Origin of the sequence: Mucilaginibacter lappiensis, from assembly GCF_900155965.1 — a bacterium.
In the GTDB taxonomy this organism is placed as follows: Bacteria; Bacteroidota; Bacteroidia; order Sphingobacteriales; family Sphingobacteriaceae; genus Mucilaginibacter; species Mucilaginibacter lappiensis.
Map to the genome: position 1 here is coordinate 172,608 of NZ_FTMG01000001.1, position 21,297 is coordinate 193,904.

Consider the following 21,297-nt stretch of genomic DNA (forward strand, 5'->3'; position numbering starts at 1 on the left):
TTATTTGCTTAAACGTTTACTTAAACTGTATAAATGACAGCTAAGTTATCACCACTTATTTTAAACGCTATTTTTATTACCTTGCTAAACTTTTTTATAGTTTAGCGATAAAAATCAATTAACAGATAGTTAAAATTCCGAAAAACCAATTCCCCAATGGCCGAAGCAAAAAGCAACAAAGTAAACATGAAAACACTAGCTAAGGTGTTAAATGTATCTATTGCAACTATATCAAAGGCACTCAGGGACAGTCATGACATTGGTGAGGAAACCAAACAAAGGGTTATAGAAACCGCCAAATTGCTGCACTATGTACCCAATCCTTATGCCAGCAGTCTCCGGAAGCGATCAAGCAATACTATTGCTATTATCATCCCCGAAATTGCTGATAGCTTTTTTAGCCAGGCCATCAATGGTATCGAGAGCATTGTTGGCCAGGAAAAATATCATGCGCTCATCTATTTAACTCACGACAGTTACGAGCGTGAAGCACAGATGTTTAACGACCTGAGCAGCGGCCGGGTAGATGGGGTACTAATGTCTGTGGCCAGCAATACTAAAGATATCAAGCATATACAAGAATTACAGCAAGCTGGAGTACCCATTGTTTTTTTCGACCGGGTTTGTGAAGATATCCCAACCGCCAAGATCAAAACCGACGATTTCAACAGCGCTTATATGGCCACCAAACACCTGCTTGAACGGGGTTGTAAAAACATATCATTGGTTACTATTGAAGGCTACCCCTTCATTTTGCAGGCCCGTGAAGGCGGATACAAAAAAGCGCTGGCCGAATATCAGATCAAACATCAGGAGCAAAACGTAATCAGCTGTTCCAATAAGTACAACCAGGAAAACATAGCATTTCTAAAAGAACATATCGCCAAAATTAAACCAGACGGTATTATTGCCACGGTTGAGCATTTGGCTACCACCACTTACCTGGCTTGTGAGGAGTTGAAAATGAATATTCCTAATGATGTCAAAGTGGTTTGTTTTACCAACCAGATCACCGCGGCCATATTGAACCCACCACTCACTACAGTTTTACAACCAGCATATGATATGGGCCGCAAAGCCGCCGAACTTTTATTTGGTCATCTGGCGGGGAAGCCTATCCAGTTGGAAAAGGAAAATATTACGCTGCCCTCCAAACTGGTAGTCAGGGACTCCACCCGAGCCACTGACTAACCAGATTTTCAATTTCTTATAATTTCTGCGGTTTATCGGTCATGGTGAACGCCAGCGTTCCGCCTTCGCTGATTTCTTTGTGCGAAATGGTATAATTCTTTATTGGTGTACCGTTAAAGCTTACTGATTTCACATATTTATTTTTAGCTGAAAGACCTGTGGCTTTAATGATCAGCTTTTTGCTGTGCTGCAGATTCAGTACTATGTATGGGAACTGCGGCGCGCCAATGCTGTAAACGCCTGATGCAGGGGCAACCGGGTAAAAACCCATCACATTGAAAATGTACCATGCCGAAGTCTGGCCGCAGTCATCATTTCCGTTGATGCCGATGGCCGCGTTCCTGAAGTTTTGTGTTGAAGTATGCTCGCGCACCAACTCCTGTGTTCTCCAGGGCATGCCACAATAGTTAAACAGGTACAGGTAATGATGACCTGGTTCATTATCCGCTTGATAGTGGCCGCCGCTAAAATTCTGGCTTAACTTATCAGCAAAGGCCTTTTCACCACCCATTAATTTGATCATCCCTGGTATATCATGCATGGCGCCGAAGGTATAGGTCCACTTGGTACCTTCGGTGAACCCAGAATCTGGTTTGGCCGAAAAATGCCCGTCTGAATTACGTGGAGCCATAAAACCGGTTGCTTTATTATATACGTTCGCGTAGTTTTTGCTCCAGGCGGTCAACTGTTTATAGTCATCTTCCTTACCCAAGCCTTTGGCCACCTGGGCCACGCAATAATCGTCGATAGAATACTCGATGGTGCGTGAAACAGATTCCCGGGTCTTGTCTACAGGTATATAGCCCAGTTTATGGTAGTTGGTTAAACCGCCGCGAGCTTCAAAGCTTGTCCACGGGTCACGGTCGCCCCAGCGTTTGTGGGTATCGCCATCCGGGGCATTGTAGGAGTCTTTATGCAGGGCTTCGTAAGCCAGTTTGGTATCAAAACCACGGAAACCTTTTACATAGGCATCAGCCACAACAGCATCGCCATGAGTGCCTATCATAATATTGGTATAGGTTGGATTTGGCCACATCGGCATCCAGCCACCCTCCTGGTACATTTGCAGCAGCGATTGCACTATGCCATCAACCCTCTGCGGTTGGGTAAGGGTTAGCAGCGGATGCAGTGCCCTGAAGGTATCCCACAATGAATAATCATTGTATGATTCGCCTTTGTGCACCTTATCATCAAAAGCGCTGTAGTATTTACCATACTCAGAAAACTGCCTCGGAAACAGTAGCGTATGGAATAATGCGGTGTAGAAGATCGTTCTCTGATCTTTGCTTACCCCACTTACCTGTATCACTTTTAAGGCCTGTTGCCATTGTTCGCGCGTGTTTTTTACAACCCGGTCAAAGTCCCAGTCAGGGATCTCCTTTTTAAGGTTTTCCCGTGCCTGCTCAATACTGATAAATGAGGTAGCTACTAAAACCCTCACCTCGTCATTGGCTTTGGTACGGAAGGATATAAATGCCCCCATGCGGGTACCATATTGCTCGTGACTGTCTTTGTTGATCACCTGCTTATCCCAGGTGCCATATTTTTTGATCTGCTTGTTAAATTTGATCACAAAATACCCTTTAAAATTCTTTAATTCAGGACCTAACTGGGCTGATTGCCTGTCGGGGTTATAGCCTGTTATTTCATTATTTATGGTGTCTACGTGTACATAGCCTTTTAGCTTTTTGATCCTCTCTGTATAGTCATTGGCCCAGTCCTTTAAATCGGGATTCAGGTTGATGCCCTGGATAATGATATGAGCCTGATCTGCCTTGGGGAAAGTAAACCGGAACATACCACAGGTATTAGCACCCGCGATTTCGGCTTTGATCTTTTCGGTACCGGTAATTTTCAGTTTTACCGAATAATAGTAGGGCTTGGATACTTCATCCTTATGGCTGAAAGAAAGCACACGTTCCTTAGGTAAAACACGCAGTTTACCAACCTGCGGCATCACCGAAACATAGCCATAATCACCCATCCAAACCGTGGGCTGGTGACTGGCCGTGAACCCAATAACCCGGCTATCCTCATAGTGATAAACCATATAGCTCATTTTGTTTTCGCGGGTTTGGGCTACAAAATTGGTCATGGCAAAGGGTACGTTTACGCAGGGCATGGTGCCACCACCGCCGTTGCCTTCCTCAAAATTCTTGGCAAAACCTTTTAGAGAAGTGCCTATTAGTGGATCAACATAATCAACCTCATCCAATTGCTTTTTGGCGGTGGTTTGGGCGAAATTATCCGCGTAAAAAAAAGTTAGTAAGCCTAACAGACAAATACTCCGTTTTAATTGCATAGTGAACAGAAGGTATAATTGGTGAATGACCTGCTTACAGATCGAAAACAAATCTCTTATTTTTAAGGTCATATTTCTCAAAACGTTTGAATTATTTACTTAATCGTTTTCACTGATTTTTTGTTTAACAACAATCATCAGCCACTTCATCTGCCCTGTATAAAACTTTTTAAACCTTAAATTTTAACATTTTTCTGCTCAAAAACGAGGTAAAAACAGCTTAAAATCGATCGAAAAACCCTCATTTTAACACTTTTTAACAAATTTAAACATGATTTTGGCGAGTTTTAAAGAGTTTAAAAAGTATTAAATAATTGACATTCAAATAACTACATACCATACAGCCGATTTTTGGCATGGTTTTGTTCTTAACCAAACGGCCCGGTTCCCTGCAAAAGAGAACCGGGCCGTTGCCTGATACACAAATATACAAAAACCATCTTGGTTCATCAAAAGAGATCAGTATTGTTCAATTAAACGTCCTTGCGGGAACTTAGTTGACAAAGAAAATAGAAACCCGGGAAATTATAATTTAAACTTTGCTACGATATAAAGAACTATAAATTGGAATAATAATTTATAGTTCTTTATATATCATATATTTAAAAAATATATCTCATCTAACATGAAAAATTCATACTCATTATTTACCTTCTTAATTTTATTTATAACCAGTTCGTGTCATAGCCATAATACGGCAAATGTTGATATAACTGAAAAACTTAGATCGTCTCCGACTTTCAACAAATATTTAGAGTTAAATATTCACTTGGCTAATGGCCTTAAAAATGGAACCTATAATTATGCGCATTTAAACAAAACGTATATAAGAGATCATAATGCTGATTTTGTGGACAAACTACCCGCAGATCAATTATATACCATTTACGCGAGTGCCGGAATGACAAATACCAAAGATTATATTGATACACAAATTAGCCTTAATAAATATTACGAACAACTGATGAAAGAATATCCGGAGTTGTTAGGGTTAAGTATAAAAGACCGTGTGAAACTTTTTAAAAAGGTAAGAATCCTGGAAAAGAATAAATAAAGTAGAGCTTCATGCAAACTCAGAATTGGAGTTCTTTCATATATCACTCGTGCATTCGTTTTATTCTATACTTATATTTAATAAACAATACGGTTTTTATCGTTTTTGCAGATCAATTTGATATAAGAAAATATTATTTTTCAGAGATTAAAATCATTGCATTTAACCTCATTTCATCCTCGATCTTATATCTCATAATAATTTTAAAAGGCAAACAATTATCTTTTAAAATCACCTACAAAGCCATTGCTACAGTATGTATAATTTTACTGTTGTTATTACATTCTTTACAGGACCATACATTTACCAATAATTGGATACTCTTTTATATCCTGTTTTCCAACATCATATTTATGTTGTTGATCAGTAGTGATCATATTAATTACCATAAAAGAAAAGCGATCAACATTGGCATCGGAATTATTTTAATTACTCTTGTGTTCGCTGTTGTTCATAATCAGGATCGGCTATTTATCGAAACATTCTCCAACAAGATCATTTTTAATAATTACCTGTGTCTGATATCAGTTATATTGGTGTCTAATAACTTAAAAACTGGTTCTGCATTAGTCAAATGCATAATAGCTCTTTTCATTTTATGCGCTACAGGCTTTTCCTTCTATAGTAATGCGCGCAGTGCGTTAATTATATACTTTTTCTTAATTGTATTTACTCTCTACAACAACTTTTCCTTAAAAACTAAGGCATTAAGGTTCATATTGCCTGCTTTTATCGGTTTATTCATTTTTATCGCCATAGTGGACAAAAAGGCCTCAACAGAAGGTCGATTATTTATTCTGAAAAATGCCTTAAAACTCAGTGGCGATAATTTTTTTCAAGGAGTTGGGTTTAACAAATTTCAATCTGTATATAACCAGGAGCAGGCAAGGTACTTTTACCATTCGAAGGGAACAGGCAGGGAAAAGTTTTTAGCAGGAAACGTTTATGTTTGTAATAATGAACTTATACAAATGCTTGTTGAATTGGGATTTCCGGTCACTGCCCTTATTTTATTGCTGGTTATTTTGACATTGTATTATTTAAAATGTTTTACTTTACGTAAGGAATATCTTCCCAACCAACTATTATATTTTTCTATTTTTTTCTTTTGCATAATATCCTCGCCACTAAGAGTCCCCGTATTCCTCATATCGATTTTTACTTTTACTGGTTATTTTTCAGACGACTTCACCAAACAAATCCCGGATTCCTATTCGCACATTGTAAAATTCACCTTGTTAATTATTGTTCCAATAAGCATTACATACATGTTGATCAGCGGATATGGAAGATTTAAAATACTGGAAAAATGGAAGTTGGTAGATGAAAATAATATTATGGTTTTTGAACGAGCTCCTTTTTATGATCAGATTTATCCGGATTTATATTGGAATCGTTTCTTCTTACTTAATTATATAACTGTATTAAATGAAAATCAGAAATACCCCCAATCTCTGGCAGTTATTAATAAGCTATTAGAAATAAGAACAAATACCACTTTAATATTGCGCAAAGCTCATATTCAAGAGAATCTTTACAATTATAAAGCCGCTTTGGATGACATGCAATTAGCGATAAATATTGCACCTAATCGTTTTTTGTCAAAATATGAACTTTTGAAATTGTATCTAAAGTTAAAGGATACAACAAAGGCACAAGTTATTGCCCGGGAAATTGCTGATCAAAAGGTAAAAATATTAAGTGATACGATCAGGGCTATAAAAGACAGTAGTAATATTTTATTAAATAGAACTAATTAATTGTTTTTTAATTAATTAGTTCTATTTAATATATATATATATATTTGAGAATAATCCATAACTCTAATATATGAAAAGAAAATACCTTTATTTTTGCATTATTATCTGTGGGTTTTCCTTATCCTGTACCAAGGATAAAGGCACATCCGCAAAGGTTTCTATTTCCAGTCAGCTGGATAACTCGGCAACATTTAAAAAATACATGACTTATGAATCGAGTTTGGAAACGGGTTTGGTAATTGACAAGTATAATATGTCAAATGTAGACTTTAAATACATATCCTCACATGTTAAAGGTGTACACTCACATCAGGGATTAATCGATGTTTATACAAAAGCAGGAATGGATAATGCCGCTGATTACCTGGCCAATTCCCTTAAATCAAATCTTTATTATTTGAAGCTAAAAGCTGAAGTAAGCGATGTGAGTACCTTAAACTCACGTGATTTTGCTACACTCTCTCATAAAGTTTATTACGAGGATATGCATGTGAAAAAGTTGGATTATGTTAACCTTAAAGAACAACGCAGGGTTATCAGATTGAACAGGTTAAACTTGAAAAATAATTGATTTAAAATGAATTTATTAACATGAAAAAAATAATTGCATTAGCATTATTGGGCTTTTTACTGCTTTCAACAAGAACAATTGCTCAGAATTGCACTACCGCTTGCCAAAACCAATTCCAAACTGCCGCCTATCAATTGGGGCTTCAATACCAGGCAGACCGTAATGACTGTATATCGAGCAGTATGCCTGCGGATGCTGCGGCTGAGATGGCCGAAGGTATCACAGAAGAAGGTGGTGATGGTAATTCAACAGGCTCTGGTGATTATGCAGCCGACGAATGGGATGCTGCTATTGAAGATTGCCAAACAGGCGCGGGTTACTCCTTCGATGATCAATTTAGTTATCTTGAAGATCAGCAAGAGGTTTGTAACGCCCAGTGTCCTCACTGATAAAAGACAAGTAGTCAAATGATCATTAACAGATGATTTGAAATTTTTATAACATAAATATAGTAAGCAAATGGACACAACTATTTGCTTATTTTTTTAACATGCACCTGGTAGTTTTATATTAGTATTGGATTTTAAGTCCGTTTAGATTTGAATTTCCGATATTCTATCATCCTCAAAAAAGCCAACCACATTTCCTTAGTTTAAATAGATTATCTCTCCACCCTTTTGCCACCAAATTGTAAGAAATAAGCGAAAATCATTAAATAAATATAATGTCTATGGATTTAATAGAATTATTTATATGTTTGCACCCGAAATCGTTCTTTATTTCATTTTTTAATTATCCAGAAAGACTGAGGGAAAGGCCCTGTGATGTCTTAGCAACCTGTACAGATTGTTATAAAGGTGCTAATTCCTATCTGTAATTACTTGCAGAAAAGATAATGATACGTCCACATAATTACAGCTATAAGCTGTTCCCGATATTCTCTCCTATTCTTTCTGTTTAATTGAATATGTTATTTTTTTATCGCCGGCTTATTTATAGCTAGCCCTATTTAGCTAATTCAATGAACAACAAATTTTTACTTATAGTTTATCTTTTCCTGTTCACCGGCGTTGCTGCCCGTGCACAATCGGCGCAGGCTGTTGACTCAGCTAATATCGACCGTGGCTACCTGGTTAAAGTTGGCGAACAGGCTCCCGATGATTTTGAATTGGTACTCACCAACGGTACCAAAACAACCTTAAAGCAGTTACGCGGCAAAATAGTGATACTACAGTTTACTGCCAGCTGGTGCAGCGTGTGCCGTCAGGAAATGCCCCATTTACAAAAAGACATCTGGGAAACCTACAAAAACAAAGGCCTGGTATTAATTGGTGTCGACCGTGATGAGCCACTGAACAAAGTGCAGAAATTTCACCAGGATATGAAGATCACCTATGATCTGGCGCTTGATCCCGGTGCAGGTATTTTTGGAAAATTTGCCAATAAAAAGAGTGGTGTTACCCGCAACGTGGTCATCAACCGTGATGGCCGCATAGTGTATCTCACCCGCCTGTATGATCAGCAGGAATTTGCATCCATGGTTAAGGCGGTCGACGCTTTGGTGAACAATAAAACCGCATCTATAAACTAACATAATAATAAAATAACTATCCCCAATCTTGTTATAACACATTGCTATATCGATTTAACCAACAATCACCACGCACATGAAAACAAATTACATATCCTTAAACAACATTTCTATTTTGAACATTTACGTTTTAACATCTTCTTCTATCATGAATACCCCTACATTATCTATGCAAAATAGGTGTTGCTGCTGCTAATACGCAGCGTTGTTTAGGTCGGTCAGGCTTTTGTCTCAGGCAACACAGCACAATCCAACAATCAAAAATTTTACAGTTTAACGGAATAGTATTATCCGCCCGGATCGTCTGATCTGCGGATGGTTAGAGCCTTTCATTTTCCGGGTACTGTATGGTATCGTTAACATTCACAATCAATTACCATGTTTAAAAATTACAAACTATTACTGGCAATACTATTGCGTTTTATCATCATCCAAACGGTTGCGGCGCAATCTGTTAAAATAAGCGGGGTGGTAACCGCCAAGTCAGATGGGCTCCCTTTGCCCGGCGTAAGTGTTTCTGTTAAAGGAACAACCAATGGCGTACAAACCAGCAGCGATGGCAAGTTTAGCCTAAGCGCGAAAGTGAACGATGTGATCAGAGTAACTTACATCGGTTTTACCACTAAAGAAATACCGGTTACCGGGGCCGATGCATCGCTCCATATTATACTGGACGAGCAGGCCAACGCCTTGAACGAGGTTGTGGTCACCGCACTCAATATCTCAAAGGATAAAAAATCACTAGGCTATGCCGTTCAGGGTTTAAAATCAAAAGATATATCGGAGGCTAAGGAAACCAACCTGGTGAACGCGCTGGCCGGTAAAATAGCAGGTGTAAACGTAACCAACAGCCAGGGCGATATGGGTTCATCCCGTATCATTATCCGGGGCGAAACCTCCGTAGCCGGGAATAATCAGCCGCTGTTTGTGGTTGATGGTTTACCTGTTGATAATACCCAGCAATTGGGTGTGGGTGGTTCAAGAGATTTTGCCAACCCTATTTCGGATATCAATTCCGAGGATATTGAATCCATTTCGGTGCTCAAAGGGCCAAATGCAGCAGCTCTTTATGGTTCACGTGCAGCGGCAGGTGTTATCCTCATCAAAACCAAAACCGGCAAAGGTGCCAAAGGTCTGGGTGTTACCATTAATTCAAACACCTCGTTTTCCAACTTATTGGGTCTGCCCAAATATCAAAATGAATACGGACAGGGCTCCAACGGTAAATTTAGCTATGTAGATGGTAAAGGCGGCGGCGTTAATGATGGTGTTGACGAAAGCTGGGGCCCGGCATTAAATGGTCAGCTGATACCTCAATTTAACTCCAACGGCACACCCGTACCATTTATAGCACACCCCGATAATGTGAAAGATTTCTTTTTAACGGGTGTTACCCTTAATAATGGCATATCATTGGCCAGCTCGGGCGATAAATATGATTTCCGCCTGTCATACAATAACCTGCATCAAACGGGTGTAATTCCCAATACCGAGCAGGGTCGTAATTCATTTTTATTGAATGCCACCTATAAAATTACACCGAAGTTAACCTTAACTACCATAGCCAACTATATCCGGGACGATGCCGATAATTTACCCGGCGCGGGCGGTAAACGAGCTACCAGTACCATGCTGCAGTTTACCTGGTTTGGTCGTCAGGTTGATATCAGCCAGTTAAAAAACTATCGCGATGCCAATGGCAACACTTTTAACTGGAATAATAGTTACTACAGCAACCCTTACTTTCAGGCTTATGAAAATACAGTGGGCCAAACCCGCAACCGTTTTATTGGTAGCGCGGAGTTAAACTATAAAATTATCGATGGCCTGTCGGCGAATTTCCGTACCGGTACCGATTATTATAATGATCGCCGTAAAATCAGGATAGCTTATGGCACCAACGGTACGCCATTTGGTTCGTACGAAGAGGATGCTTATGATTTTTCCGAAACCAATACCGAAGGCAGATTGCAATACACCAAAAAGCTGAATGACGATTTTTCGCTCGACGCATTAATCGGTGGTAACATCCGTGCCAATTCCTTAGAGAATAACGACCAGAAAGCGCCTAAACTGGCGGTAAGCGGCTTATATACTTTAAGCAATTCACGCGATCCGCTCATATCGTCAAACACTTTCAGTAAATATAAAACATACAGCTATTTTGCGTCCGGACAAATTGGTTTCAGGAACTATGCATTTATCAATGTTACGGCCCGTAATGATTGGTCGTCTACCCTTCCGGCATCCAGCTTATCTTATTTTTATCCTTCTGTTAATGGCAGTTTGGTATTATCCGAAGCACTGGATATTAAGAGTGACATATTAAGCTATTTAAAACTACGCGGCGGATGGTCAAAAGTGGGTAAGGCAACCGATCCGTATCAGTTGATCAACACCTATGATTTTACTGCTCCGTTTAATGCGAACCCGCAACAAAGCGCAAACAACGTAGATCTGAATCCTAATTTAAAACCAGAAACCACCACCTCGGCCGAAGCAGGCTTTGAACTGGGCTTTTTTAACGACAGGATCCGTTTAGACGCGAGCGTTTATAACACCAACAGTAATAACCAGATATTAAAAGTTAACGTAAGCCCAACCACGGGATATAACCAAAAACTCATCAACGGAGGTACTATTAATAACAAAGGCTTAGAGGTACAATTAGGTTTGACGCCGGTAAAACTGAAAGATTTTAGCTGGGATATCAATGTAAATTACTCCCGCAATAAGAGCAAAGTGGTTTCGCTGGATAAAGAAGGCCGCCTGCAAAGTTATATCTTAGGATCTGACGGTACAGTACAGGTACTGGCCGCAGTTGGGCAACCTTATGGCGCTATTTACGGTAATGCGTTTCAGCGCAATGCCAGCGGCCAGGTAGTTGTAAATGCCGACGGAACACCTGCCATTAACCCAACTATACAGTACCTGGGCAAGTTTACACCAAACTGGTTAGGTAGCATCAATAACAGCTTTACTTACAAAGGCATTAACTTAAGCGTTTTGATCGACGCGCACATTGGCGGCTCTATTTACTCAGGCACCAACAGTACAGGCACTTACACCGGTATACTAGCATCTACCTTGCCGGGTCGTGGTACGGCTAACGGAGGCATAAGCTATTATTACCCGGGCAACAATACCTCAGCGCCTGCGGTTCAAATTAGCGGCAATGCCCCGGCTGGCGTGGCAGTGTATAATGATGGTATCATTTACAACGGCGTAAAAGCCGATGGCAGTAAAAACACCACCATTTTATCGGCACAATCTTACTATAAATCGTTAACCAATGCCGATGAGCCATTTGTTTACAGCGCTACCTATATCAAATTAAGGGAAATAAAACTGGGGTATACCGTACCTCAAAAATGGGCCCGTAGCATTGGCTTCCAGGGGGCATCGTTCGCAGTTGTAGGTCGTAACCTGCTCATCATCCACAAAAACGCGCCAAATATCGATCCGGAAACCGCTTTTAATACGGGCAACGGACAAGGGCTGGAAGATTTAACCCTCCCTACTGTAAGGAACATTGGTTTTAATATTAACCTTAAATTTTAATTATCATGAAACTTAAATATACATCCATCATATTATCAGGCACGTTATTATTGTTATTGGCATCGTGCAAAAAAGAACTGGTAAAAGTTAACGTAAACCCTAATGCCACCCAAAACCCACAGCCTGATTACCTGCTTACAGGGGTTATTAAAAATATGGCCGATACTTACTGGGGTGTAGAAGACAACATGGGTTCAAGCTTGCTTTTTGTACAAAACTGGTCCAAAATACAATATACAGATCCCGACCGTTATATATTCACCAACGCATCTTTTCAGGGCTTATGGACAACTGCTTATACCAAAGGGGTTATCAATTTGAACCAGATTATTAAGCTGGCCGATGCTCAAGCCAATCCCAATTACAAAGGTGTTGCTTTGGTATTGCGCTCATGGGTATTTACCCTGTTGACCGATCAATATGGCGATGTACCTTATAAGCAATCCATCAACATTGATCAGTACCTTACTCCGGCATACGATGCACAAAGAGATGTTTATTTTGCCTTGCTTGATGATCTGAAAGCAGCACAATCTTCTCTTGATCCATCAGGTAAAGCCATTTTAGGCGATGCGATATACAGTGGCAACATTGCCTCATGGAAAAAGTTCGCCAATTCGCTGCGTTTGCGTATAGCGCTTCGTATTGCTGATCGTGAACCCGATAAAGCTAAACAGGTATTGGCCGATATCCAAGCCGAAGGCAGCGGATATATCAGCTCCAACAGCGAGATAGCACAATTGGTTTATGTTGATTCACCAAATCAAAACCCTATCAGCAATTTGTTTGATACCCGGGACGATTACCGGATCAGTAAAACTATAGTTGATCAGTTATTTGCCCTTAATGATCCGCGGTTGCCTGTTTATGCCACTCCAACCCAGGATGCAACTCCGCAAACCTATGTGGGCGTACCCAACGGTTTACTGGTTGGTGATGCAAGCAGTTTAGGTCTTACTAAAACATCAAAACCAGGCGCCTATTTCCGGGCACCGCATGCTCCAGCAGTAATTATCAGTTATGCCGAAGTATTGTTTGACCAGGCAGAGGCCGTAGCACGCGGTTTTATAGCTGGTAATGCAGCCGATTTCTATAATCAGGCGGTTACAGCCTCACTACAGCAATATGGAATCGGCAACACCGCCATTTCAACATACATTAATTCCGCAGCGGTTAAATATGATGCTTCGAATTACAAAAAGTCTATAGGCAACCAAAAATGGATAGCTTTATTTGGCCAGGGGCTGGAAGCCTTTGCCGAATGGCGCCGCTTAGATTACCCGCAGCTACAGCCCGCCGTTGCCGGCACCTTAAACGGAAAAATACCTGTACGGTTCATTTACCCCGGAACCGAACAATCGCTCAATGGCGCAAGCTATAAAGCAGCCGTTGCCAACCAAGGCGCCGATGTACTCACCACCAAACTGTGGTTTGATGTAAACTAACAATACCATCCATCAACAACAAAGGCCGCTTTATGCGGCCTTTGTTGTTGATGGATATCTGGTTTAAAGCAGCATCAAGGAGCTTGTCGACTACAAAAACTCCGATCCGGCATAGCTTAAATCATCAAATCAGAATAAAAAGCAGAGCTAATAGCTCTAAAAAAACTCTTCATTAACCGGATTTTGACAAATACTTACACATTAGTTTATTTTTTTAGCACCAGAGGCAATATAAATTTCAAATAGTACCACAAATAACTTTTGTAAGCCCTTAATTGTTATTATATCTGAAACCCCTGATGTTCAAATATTTGCTAAATGAGCGCTATAGTACTAAATATTAAATAATTGAATATCAACAATTTAATAAAATAATTTTTTATATTTAAACCAACCCTTCCAAAGTAAATCCTGCTTTAAATAAACATTAACAAATTGGTCAAAATTGTACCCAATAAAGATATTTAACTCAAGAGAATCTATTTTTTAACCAATAATTATCATTATTATTTACGGTAAATCATTTAACCTCAATGATAAACAACATAATATTAGGTTGTTAACATATGTTTAAGGACCATTTTTTCATTTTGTTCTTTTTTTGTTCATTGTATTCACTGTGCATAAATATAAAAATATAGTGGTATTATTGTATAATTAATAAGATTAAGATGTCTTTGTTGTTAAATTATTACTTTTTGATTAAAGTATAAGATTGATTTATTATTTTCATCTGCCATAATATTTAGTGTTCTCTATATCCTCATCTGGGATTTGTATGGTAGTTTTTGCAGATAGCCATCTATTTTAACATTTTATCTACCCTATATCATGAAAAAACGTGCAATAATTGGATTAACCCCCTTCGAAAAACCCGATGTATCGCTTGCACTTGATCTGCATCACGCGGGAGCTTTTCCTGTATTGAGTCTCGGGCTCAATAAAACCCTCGCCGAAGAAGCGCTTGAAAGCTTAGTAAGCCGTAGCTCAATCGATTTTGGAGTTTGTTTTGCGGGAATTGATATCAGCGATATCAAACTGCCCGAACAGGTGAGCATGATCATCGTGCCATTCGGAGTAAAGATCAAACAGCCCAAAAACACCCAGCTTATTTATCAGGTAAATGACCTTGCTTCTGCAAAACTGGCTAAAGCCCAGGGCGCTGATGGCATCATCATTAAAGGTAACGAGGGCGCTGGCAATGTGGCTTATGAATCTTCATACATATTATTCCAGCGCGTTATACAGGAGGTAAAAGACATCCCGGTTTGGGTACAGGGTGGCGTAGGCATTCATACTGCAGCAGCATTATCTGCGCAAGGAGCAGCTGGTATCGTACTTGACAGCCAATTGGCCTTGTTTCCGGAATGCTCGGCACCAAAAGAATTGAAGGAACTTTGCACCAAATTAAGCGGTACCGAAACCAAACTGATCGACAACTGCAGGGTGTTGGTTCGTCCAAACTCCCCTGCCCTGCCAGAAAACACTACTTATAACGATCTTAAAGCTTATTTCACCGATCTTAATCCGGAGAAAAGCTATATCCCCATGGGGCAGGACATTGCCTTGGCTACCGATTTGGTTAACCGGTACAAAAAATTGGACAAACTGGTATTTGGCATCAAAGAAGCCATGTACGGTCACCTGAACCAGGCACGTGCGTTAAACGTGATCAGACCAAATAATGCTTTAGCAAAAGATCTTAACATCACCTACCCTATTGCCCAGGGCCCAATGACCCGCGTAAGCGATGTAGCTCCCTTTGCCGATGCTGTAGCAGAAGCCGGTGCTTTATCGTTCATCGCGTTATCATTATTAAAAGGGCCGCGCGCCAAAGAACTGGTGATGGATACCAAAAAACTCGCCGGTAAAAAAACCTGGGGTGTAGGGATCCTTGGTTTTGCACCGCAGGAACTGCGCGATGAGCAAATGCAATACATCCTGGAAGCAAAACCACCTGTGGTACTGATTGCCGGTGGTAGGCCATCACAGGCTAAACCGCTTGAAAAAGTGGGTATAAAAACATTTTTACATGTTCCGTCGGTTTCCTTGCTGGACATGTTTTTGAAAGAAGGCGCCCGCCGCTTTGTTTTTGAAGGCCGTGAATGCGGTGGTCACGTTGGCCCCCTATCCAGCATGGTACTTTGGGAAAAACAAATTGAACGCCTGTTAAAAGAAGATAAGCCCGAGGAGATCAGCGTATTTTTTGCCGGTGGTATACATGATGCTTTTTCATCTGCTTTTATAGCGGTAATGGCGGCACCATTAGCGGCCAAAGGCGTAAAAGTAGGTGTACTAATGGGTACTGCTTACTTATATACTAAAGAAGCGGTTATTACCGGTGCCATACAGGATAAATTCCAGGAGCAGGCTATGCAGGCTAAGGATACCGTGTTGCTGGAAACAGCACCGGGTCATGAAACCCGTTGTCTGAATACCGCATTCGCCGATTTCTTTAGTACAGAGAAAGCCAAATTACAAAAAGCTGGTATCGACAAAAAAGAAATCTGGGAGAAACTGGAAAGCCTTAACGTTGGCAGGTTGCGTATAGCCGCCAAAGGTATTGAACGCCGCGGTGACGAATTGGTAACTATCGACGAAGCCGACCAGCTAAACCTGGGCATGTATATGATTGGTCAGGTGGCGGTAATGCACAACAAAGTTATTTCCCTGCTGGAACTGCACCAGGATGTTGCCGAAAACAATTATCAGCATATCTTGAGCGCGGCTTTACCTGCCGCCCCAGAGTCAACCGAGCGTTCGCTTGACGTGGCTATCGTGGGTATGGCTTGTATCTTCCCCGAAGCAAAAAATATTGAAGAATACTGGCGCAATATTATCTTAGGAAAAGATTGCGTTACCGAAGTACCCGATGAGCGCTGGAATAAAGCATTATATTACGATCCTGCATCTACCGCAGACGACATGTCGCACTCCAAATGGGGCGGCTTTATTCCAAAGATCGATTTTGATCCGCTTGAATTTGGGATACCACCGCAGTCACTAGCCGCCATTGAGCCAACACAACTGTTAACCTTACTGGTTGCTAAACAAGCTATGGAAAACGCCGGTTATAGCAACGGTAATTTCGACCGTGATAATGTATCCGTGATTATCGGCGCCGAAGGTGGCAACGATTTGGCCAACAGTTATAGTTTCAGAGGATATTACAAACAGGTATTCGGCGAAATCCCGCCTGAAGTGGACGCTGCTCTGCCAAAAACCACTGAAGATTCCTTCCCGGGTATTCTGGCTAATGTAATTTCTGGCCGTGTCACCAACCGGATGGATTTTGGTGGTCGTAACTTTACAGTAGATGCCGCCTGTGCATCGTCATTAGCTGCCATTGATTTGGCTTGCCAGGAATTGTTCCTTGAAAAATCAGACATGGTACTGGCCGGCGGCGCTGATTTGCACAACGGTATTAATGATTACCTGATGTTCTCAAGCACCCATGCCCTATCGCGCAAAGGTCGCTGCGCCACATTTGATGGTGAAGCTGATGGTATTGCTTTAGGCGAAGGTGTAGCCATGATCGTGCTGAAAAGACATGAAGATGCCCTGCGCGATGGTGACCGCGTTTATGCCGTGATCAAAGGCGTTGGCGGATCAAGCGATGGCAAAGCACTAGGCTTAACCGCTCCCCGCAAAATCGGGCAGGTTCGTGCACTGGAACGTGCTTACGAACAAGCCGGCATCACCCCGTCATTATTAGGATTGGTTGAAGCGCACGGTACAGGTACCGTGGTTGGCGATAAAACTGAATTAAGCGCGTTGACAGACATGCTGAATCAATCAGGCGCCCTGGCAGGTCAAACACACCTGGGCTCGGTAAAAACACAGATCGGACATACCAAGTGCGCCGCTGGTTTAGCCGGATTGATCAAAGCTTCCTTAGCGGTTTATCATGGTATAAAACCACCAACCATACATTTAAAAACACCAAACGGATTTTACAATCCCGAGACCAGTCCGTTCGCTTTCCATACCGAAGCCGGTTTATGGATGGATGATAAACGTTACGCAGGTGTGAGTGCCTTCGGTTTTGGCGGAACCAACTTCCACGCCGTAATTGAAAGCAGCGGCCCTTCATCGGTGCAAAACCCGGTGTTAACATCATGGCCATCGGAGCTTTTTGTTTTCCGGGGTGATACTTATGATGAAGCCAAAACAAAACTGAACTCAGTAAAAGCTTTACTGGAGATCAATGGCAATATTAACCTGAGAGACATCGCTTTCAGCCTCGCGACAGCCAATACCAAACCGGTACAACTAAGTATTGTTGCGGATAATGCCGACGATCTGATGATGAAGGTTGAACTAGCCCTCTCCGGCATCGAAAGCAAAGACACCTATATTGTTAAAAAGCAGGAAGGTAAAGTAGCGTTCATGTTCCCGGGACAGGGAAGTCAGCGCATCAATATGGCCCGCGATCTGTTCGTGGTATTCCCGGCCATGCGTACTTTGCTGAAACAATACCCTGAATATGAAAAAGTACTGTTCCCGAATGCCGCATTTGATCCGGAATTGGTAAAAGACCAAAAAGAAGCTATCAAAGATACCCGCATGGCACAACCATTACTGGGTATTGTTGACCTGGCTTTGGCCAACTTCCTGAAAAACATGGGTATTGAACCCGATATGGTTGCAGGTCACAGCTATGGCGAGTTGCCGGCCCTGTGTTTTGCCGGTGCTTTCGACGAAAGCGAATTGGTAAACCTGAGCGCCAAACGTGCGCAATCTATTTTAGATGCCGTTGTTGATGGCGATGCCGGTGCTATGATAGCCGTAAATGCTACACAGGACGAACTACAAAAGATCATTTCGGGCTTAAAAGATGTTTACCCGGTTAATTATAACTCTCCGTTACAATGTGTATTAGCGGGCACTACTCCTGCCATACATAACTTAATGGAAACACTTAAAACGGCAAAAATATCAGCCAGGAAACTAGAAGTTGCCTGCGCGTTCCATAGCCCGCTGGTAGCCAGATCAAAAGAACTGTATACTGAAGTAATTGCCGGGGTAAACTTTAACGACCTCAATCTGCCGGTATGGTCAAACACCACCGCAGCAGCATACCCTGTTAAAGCAAACGAAATAAAAGAACGCCTGACAGACCACCTGGTAAAACCGGTAAAATTTGTGGAAGAAGTACAGCAAATGTATGCCGCAGGTGCCCGGATATTTATTGAAGTTGGCCCGGGAAAAGTATTAACCGGCTTAACCAAAGCCTGCCTGGGTAAAGATGAAGTATTGTTATTTGCCGAAGATAACAGCCGCAACAAACTCACCCACCTGCTTTGTATGCTGGCCGACTATATGGCCACAGGCCGTAACATCCATATTGAAAAACTATTTGAAGGCCGTGATGCTAAATTGTTAAATCTGGACGAACCAGCTTTATACAAAAAAAGCGCCGCTGTTTGGTACGTAAATGGTCAGCAAGCTATTCCGGCTAATGGAAAGCTGCCCGCAAACGGTGCCCTGCCTATCACTGAACCTATTAAAATGAAAAACAACGAAGTACGAACTGAAACGCACACTATCGTAAATTCAGGTGCTGAATTGATGATGCAGGAATACCTGAACAGCATGAAAATGCTGATACAGGCCCAGAGAGATGTAATGATGTCCTTTTTAGGGCAAAACCCGGGCAGCCCAATGGCTTACCAACAGGCACCGCAATATCAGCAACAAGCTTATGTTCAGCAACCTATCCCGGTAGCAGCTCCCGTTGAAGTTAAACAGGAAGTGAAAGCCATCGCACAACCGGCTGCAGCACCAGTTGCCGTACAAAAAGATGTTAAACAGGTATTATTACAGGTAGTAAGCGATAAAACCGGTTACCCGCAGGATATGCTAGGTATGGAGATGGACCTGGAAGCCGATCTGAGCATAGACTCCATTAAACGGGTGGAGATCATCGGTACTTTACGCACCGAACTGGGCGGTTTTAGCCATGGCGACAAGAGCGAAGATACCATGATGGAGCAACTGGCCGGTATTAAAACCCTGAGCGGTTTGGTAAGCTGGATCAACGAAAATACAGCGCAAACTACCACGGTTGCGCCTGCCACAGTTAACATAGAAGTCAACGTACAGGCTACTACAAAAGCAAAATTTTCATTAGAAGATTTGAAAGCGGCTATATTATCCGTAGTAAGCGAAAAAACGGGCTATCCGCAGGAAATGCTGGGCATGGATCTGGACATGGAAGCCGATCTGAGCATCGACTCGATCAAACGCATGGAGATCATTGGCGATCTGAAACTGCAAATAGGTTTTGGAAAAGCAAATGAGCAGGCAGATGATATGATGGAAAAACTGGCAGCTATTAAAACATTGAACGGCTTAGCCAATTGGATAGCTGAAATAGAAGCAGAAACCACTGGTTTGGTTACCGAAGCCAAAAAACTCATAGAAGAACCAGTTGCCGAAACAACAACTGATGAAACGCTGTCGCGCCTGCGTTTTGAGCTTACTCCTACCAAAGCATCAACCGCAGAAGATGCTATTATCAAAGGGCAACGCTTTGCTATCACCGACGACGGCGGCATACAAGCCATCAAGATCAAGCATTTACTGGAACAACGCGGCGCTATAGCCGACATTGTATATGCCGGCGGAAACCTGCAAGGCTACCAGGGTTTGATCATCCTCAATATGTTTGCCTCGCAAAAAACAGTGGGTATCATTGACCATTTCGCATTGATCAAGAAACTTGATTTTGAAACCGTAAAATGGGTTTATATCATATCAGATACCATGTTGCATCTGAATGAATTTGAAGACATCAGCCTATTAAGGCGTTACCAGGGCTATCCGGGTTTCTTCAAAAGCCTCGATCGTGAATTTGAAGATACTAAATGTCGCGTAGTAAGCTTAGGCACTCCGATGACGGCGGAAGAAATAGCCGATATCACATTAAAAGAACTCCTTAATCCCGATAAACCATCGGAAGTGATCTACCAGGGTCATCAAAGACATATAATGGAACTGATACCTTCACAGCTGATCACCGGTTTGGAAGAATCACACATTAAATTGGATAAAAAATCGGTTGTGATCGTATTCGGCGGAGCGCAGGGCATCACTTCCGAATTGATGATCCACTTTGCTAAGGATTATCCTTGTACTTATATCCTGGTAGGCCGCTCTGCCGATCCAAGAAAAGCGGGGGCAAGTGCTGCCGATTCACTGGAATCAAAAGACGAGATCCGCGCTTATGTGATCAAACAGGGTGTTATTAAAAAACCTGCCGAAATTGAACAGGAAACTGCCCGCATCTACAAAAACAACCAGGTAATGCGCACCATTGCTCAAATGGAAGCAGGCGGTTCAACCGTAGTATATAAATCACTTGACCTATGCGACGAGCCTCGCTTAAGCAGCTTTATTGATGATACTTATGAAATATATGGCCGTATAGATGGCGTAGTACATGGTGCCGGTTTATTGGAAGATAAACTATTCCAAAGCAAAACACCGGAATCGTTTGGCCGCGTTTTCGATACTAAGGTAAAACCATTGCGTATCCTGGCTGAGCAGCTACGTCCTGAAACACAGTTTGTAATCCTGTTCTCGAGCATTGCATCGGTTTATGGTAACCGCGGACAAACAGATTATGCCGCTGCCAACAGTGTACTGGACAAATACGCCTGGGCATTGAACAAACGCATCAATGGTAAAGTAATGTCTATTAACTGGGGTCCGTGGAAAGGCGCCGGCATGGTATCGCCAACCCTCGAAAAAGAATATGAACGCCGTGGTATAGCATTAATACCGTTGCAACATGGCCGCGAGATATTTTTAAATGAATTAAAATACGGCAAAGAAAGCCAGGTATTAATTATGGCAGGCAACAATTGGTAATTATACA

10 protein-coding genes and 1 riboswitch are annotated in these 21,297 nt (G+C 41.7%); of the genes, 9 read left to right on the forward strand and 1 reads right to left on the reverse strand.

Annotation, left to right across the window (positions count from 1 at the left end):
- The first annotated feature begins 156 nt into the window (after positions 1 to 156).
- Positions 157 to 1,191 (forward strand): LacI family DNA-binding transcriptional regulator, encoded by a 1,035-nt coding sequence (locus BW976_RS00715; protein WP_076369402.1) that lies wholly within the window; start codon positions 157 to 159, stop codon positions 1,189 to 1,191.
- 16 nt (positions 1,192 to 1,207) lie between these two features.
- On the opposite strand, the gene BW976_RS00720 is transcribed toward BW976_RS00715, so the two are convergent.
- On the reverse strand, positions 1,208 to 3,493 hold the full coding sequence (locus BW976_RS00720) for a GH92 family glycosyl hydrolase (RefSeq protein WP_076369404.1): 2,286 nt from the start codon (positions 3,491 to 3,493) through the stop codon (positions 1,208 to 1,210).
- 625 nt (positions 3,494 to 4,118) lie between these two features.
- On the opposite strand from BW976_RS00720, the gene BW976_RS00725 reads away from it, so the two are divergent.
- The 8 genes from BW976_RS00725 (at position 4,119) to BW976_RS00760 (ending at position 21,290) form a co-directional block, all read left to right on the forward strand.
- Complete coding sequence (locus tag BW976_RS00725; protein ID WP_076369406.1) at positions 4,119 to 4,547, forward strand: hypothetical protein; 429 nt, start codon at positions 4,119 to 4,121, stop codon at positions 4,545 to 4,547.
- A 536-nt stretch (positions 4,548 to 5,083) separates the two neighbouring features.
- A complete protein-coding gene (locus BW976_RS00730; protein ID WP_139332148.1) occupies positions 5,084 to 6,307 on the forward strand; it encodes an O-antigen ligase family protein in 1,224 nt (407 codons plus the stop codon).
- A 70-nt stretch (positions 6,308 to 6,377) separates the two neighbouring features.
- A complete protein-coding gene (locus BW976_RS00735; RefSeq protein WP_076369410.1) occupies positions 6,378 to 6,878 on the forward strand; it encodes a hypothetical protein in 501 nt (166 codons plus the stop codon).
- 20 nt (positions 6,879 to 6,898) lie between these two features.
- Positions 6,899 to 7,267 (forward strand): hypothetical protein, encoded by a 369-nt coding sequence (locus BW976_RS00740; RefSeq protein WP_076369412.1) that lies wholly within the window; start codon positions 6,899 to 6,901, stop codon positions 7,265 to 7,267.
- A gap of 340 nt (positions 7,268 to 7,607) precedes the next feature.
- A riboswitch (SAM riboswitch) is annotated at positions 7,608 to 7,717 on the forward strand.
- Between the two features lie 122 nt (positions 7,718 to 7,839).
- Complete coding sequence (locus tag BW976_RS00745; RefSeq protein WP_076369414.1) at positions 7,840 to 8,409, forward strand: TlpA family protein disulfide reductase; 570 nt, start codon at positions 7,840 to 7,842, stop codon at positions 8,407 to 8,409.
- 378 nt (positions 8,410 to 8,787) lie between these two features.
- Positions 8,788 to 11,970, forward strand: a complete 3,183-nt coding sequence (locus BW976_RS00750) for a SusC/RagA family TonB-linked outer membrane protein (RefSeq protein ID WP_076369416.1) — start codon at positions 8,788 to 8,790, stop codon at positions 11,968 to 11,970.
- Between the two features lie 5 nt (positions 11,971 to 11,975).
- A complete protein-coding gene (locus BW976_RS00755) occupies positions 11,976 to 13,415 on the forward strand; it encodes a SusD/RagB family nutrient-binding outer membrane lipoprotein (RefSeq protein WP_076369418.1) in 1,440 nt (479 codons plus the stop codon).
- A gap of 831 nt (positions 13,416 to 14,246) precedes the next feature.
- Positions 14,247 to 21,290: a type I polyketide synthase gene (locus BW976_RS00760; RefSeq protein WP_076369420.1), complete on the forward strand. Its 7,044-nt coding sequence runs from the start codon at positions 14,247 to 14,249 to the stop codon at positions 21,288 to 21,290.
- Positions 21,291 to 21,297: the final 7 nt, after the last annotated feature.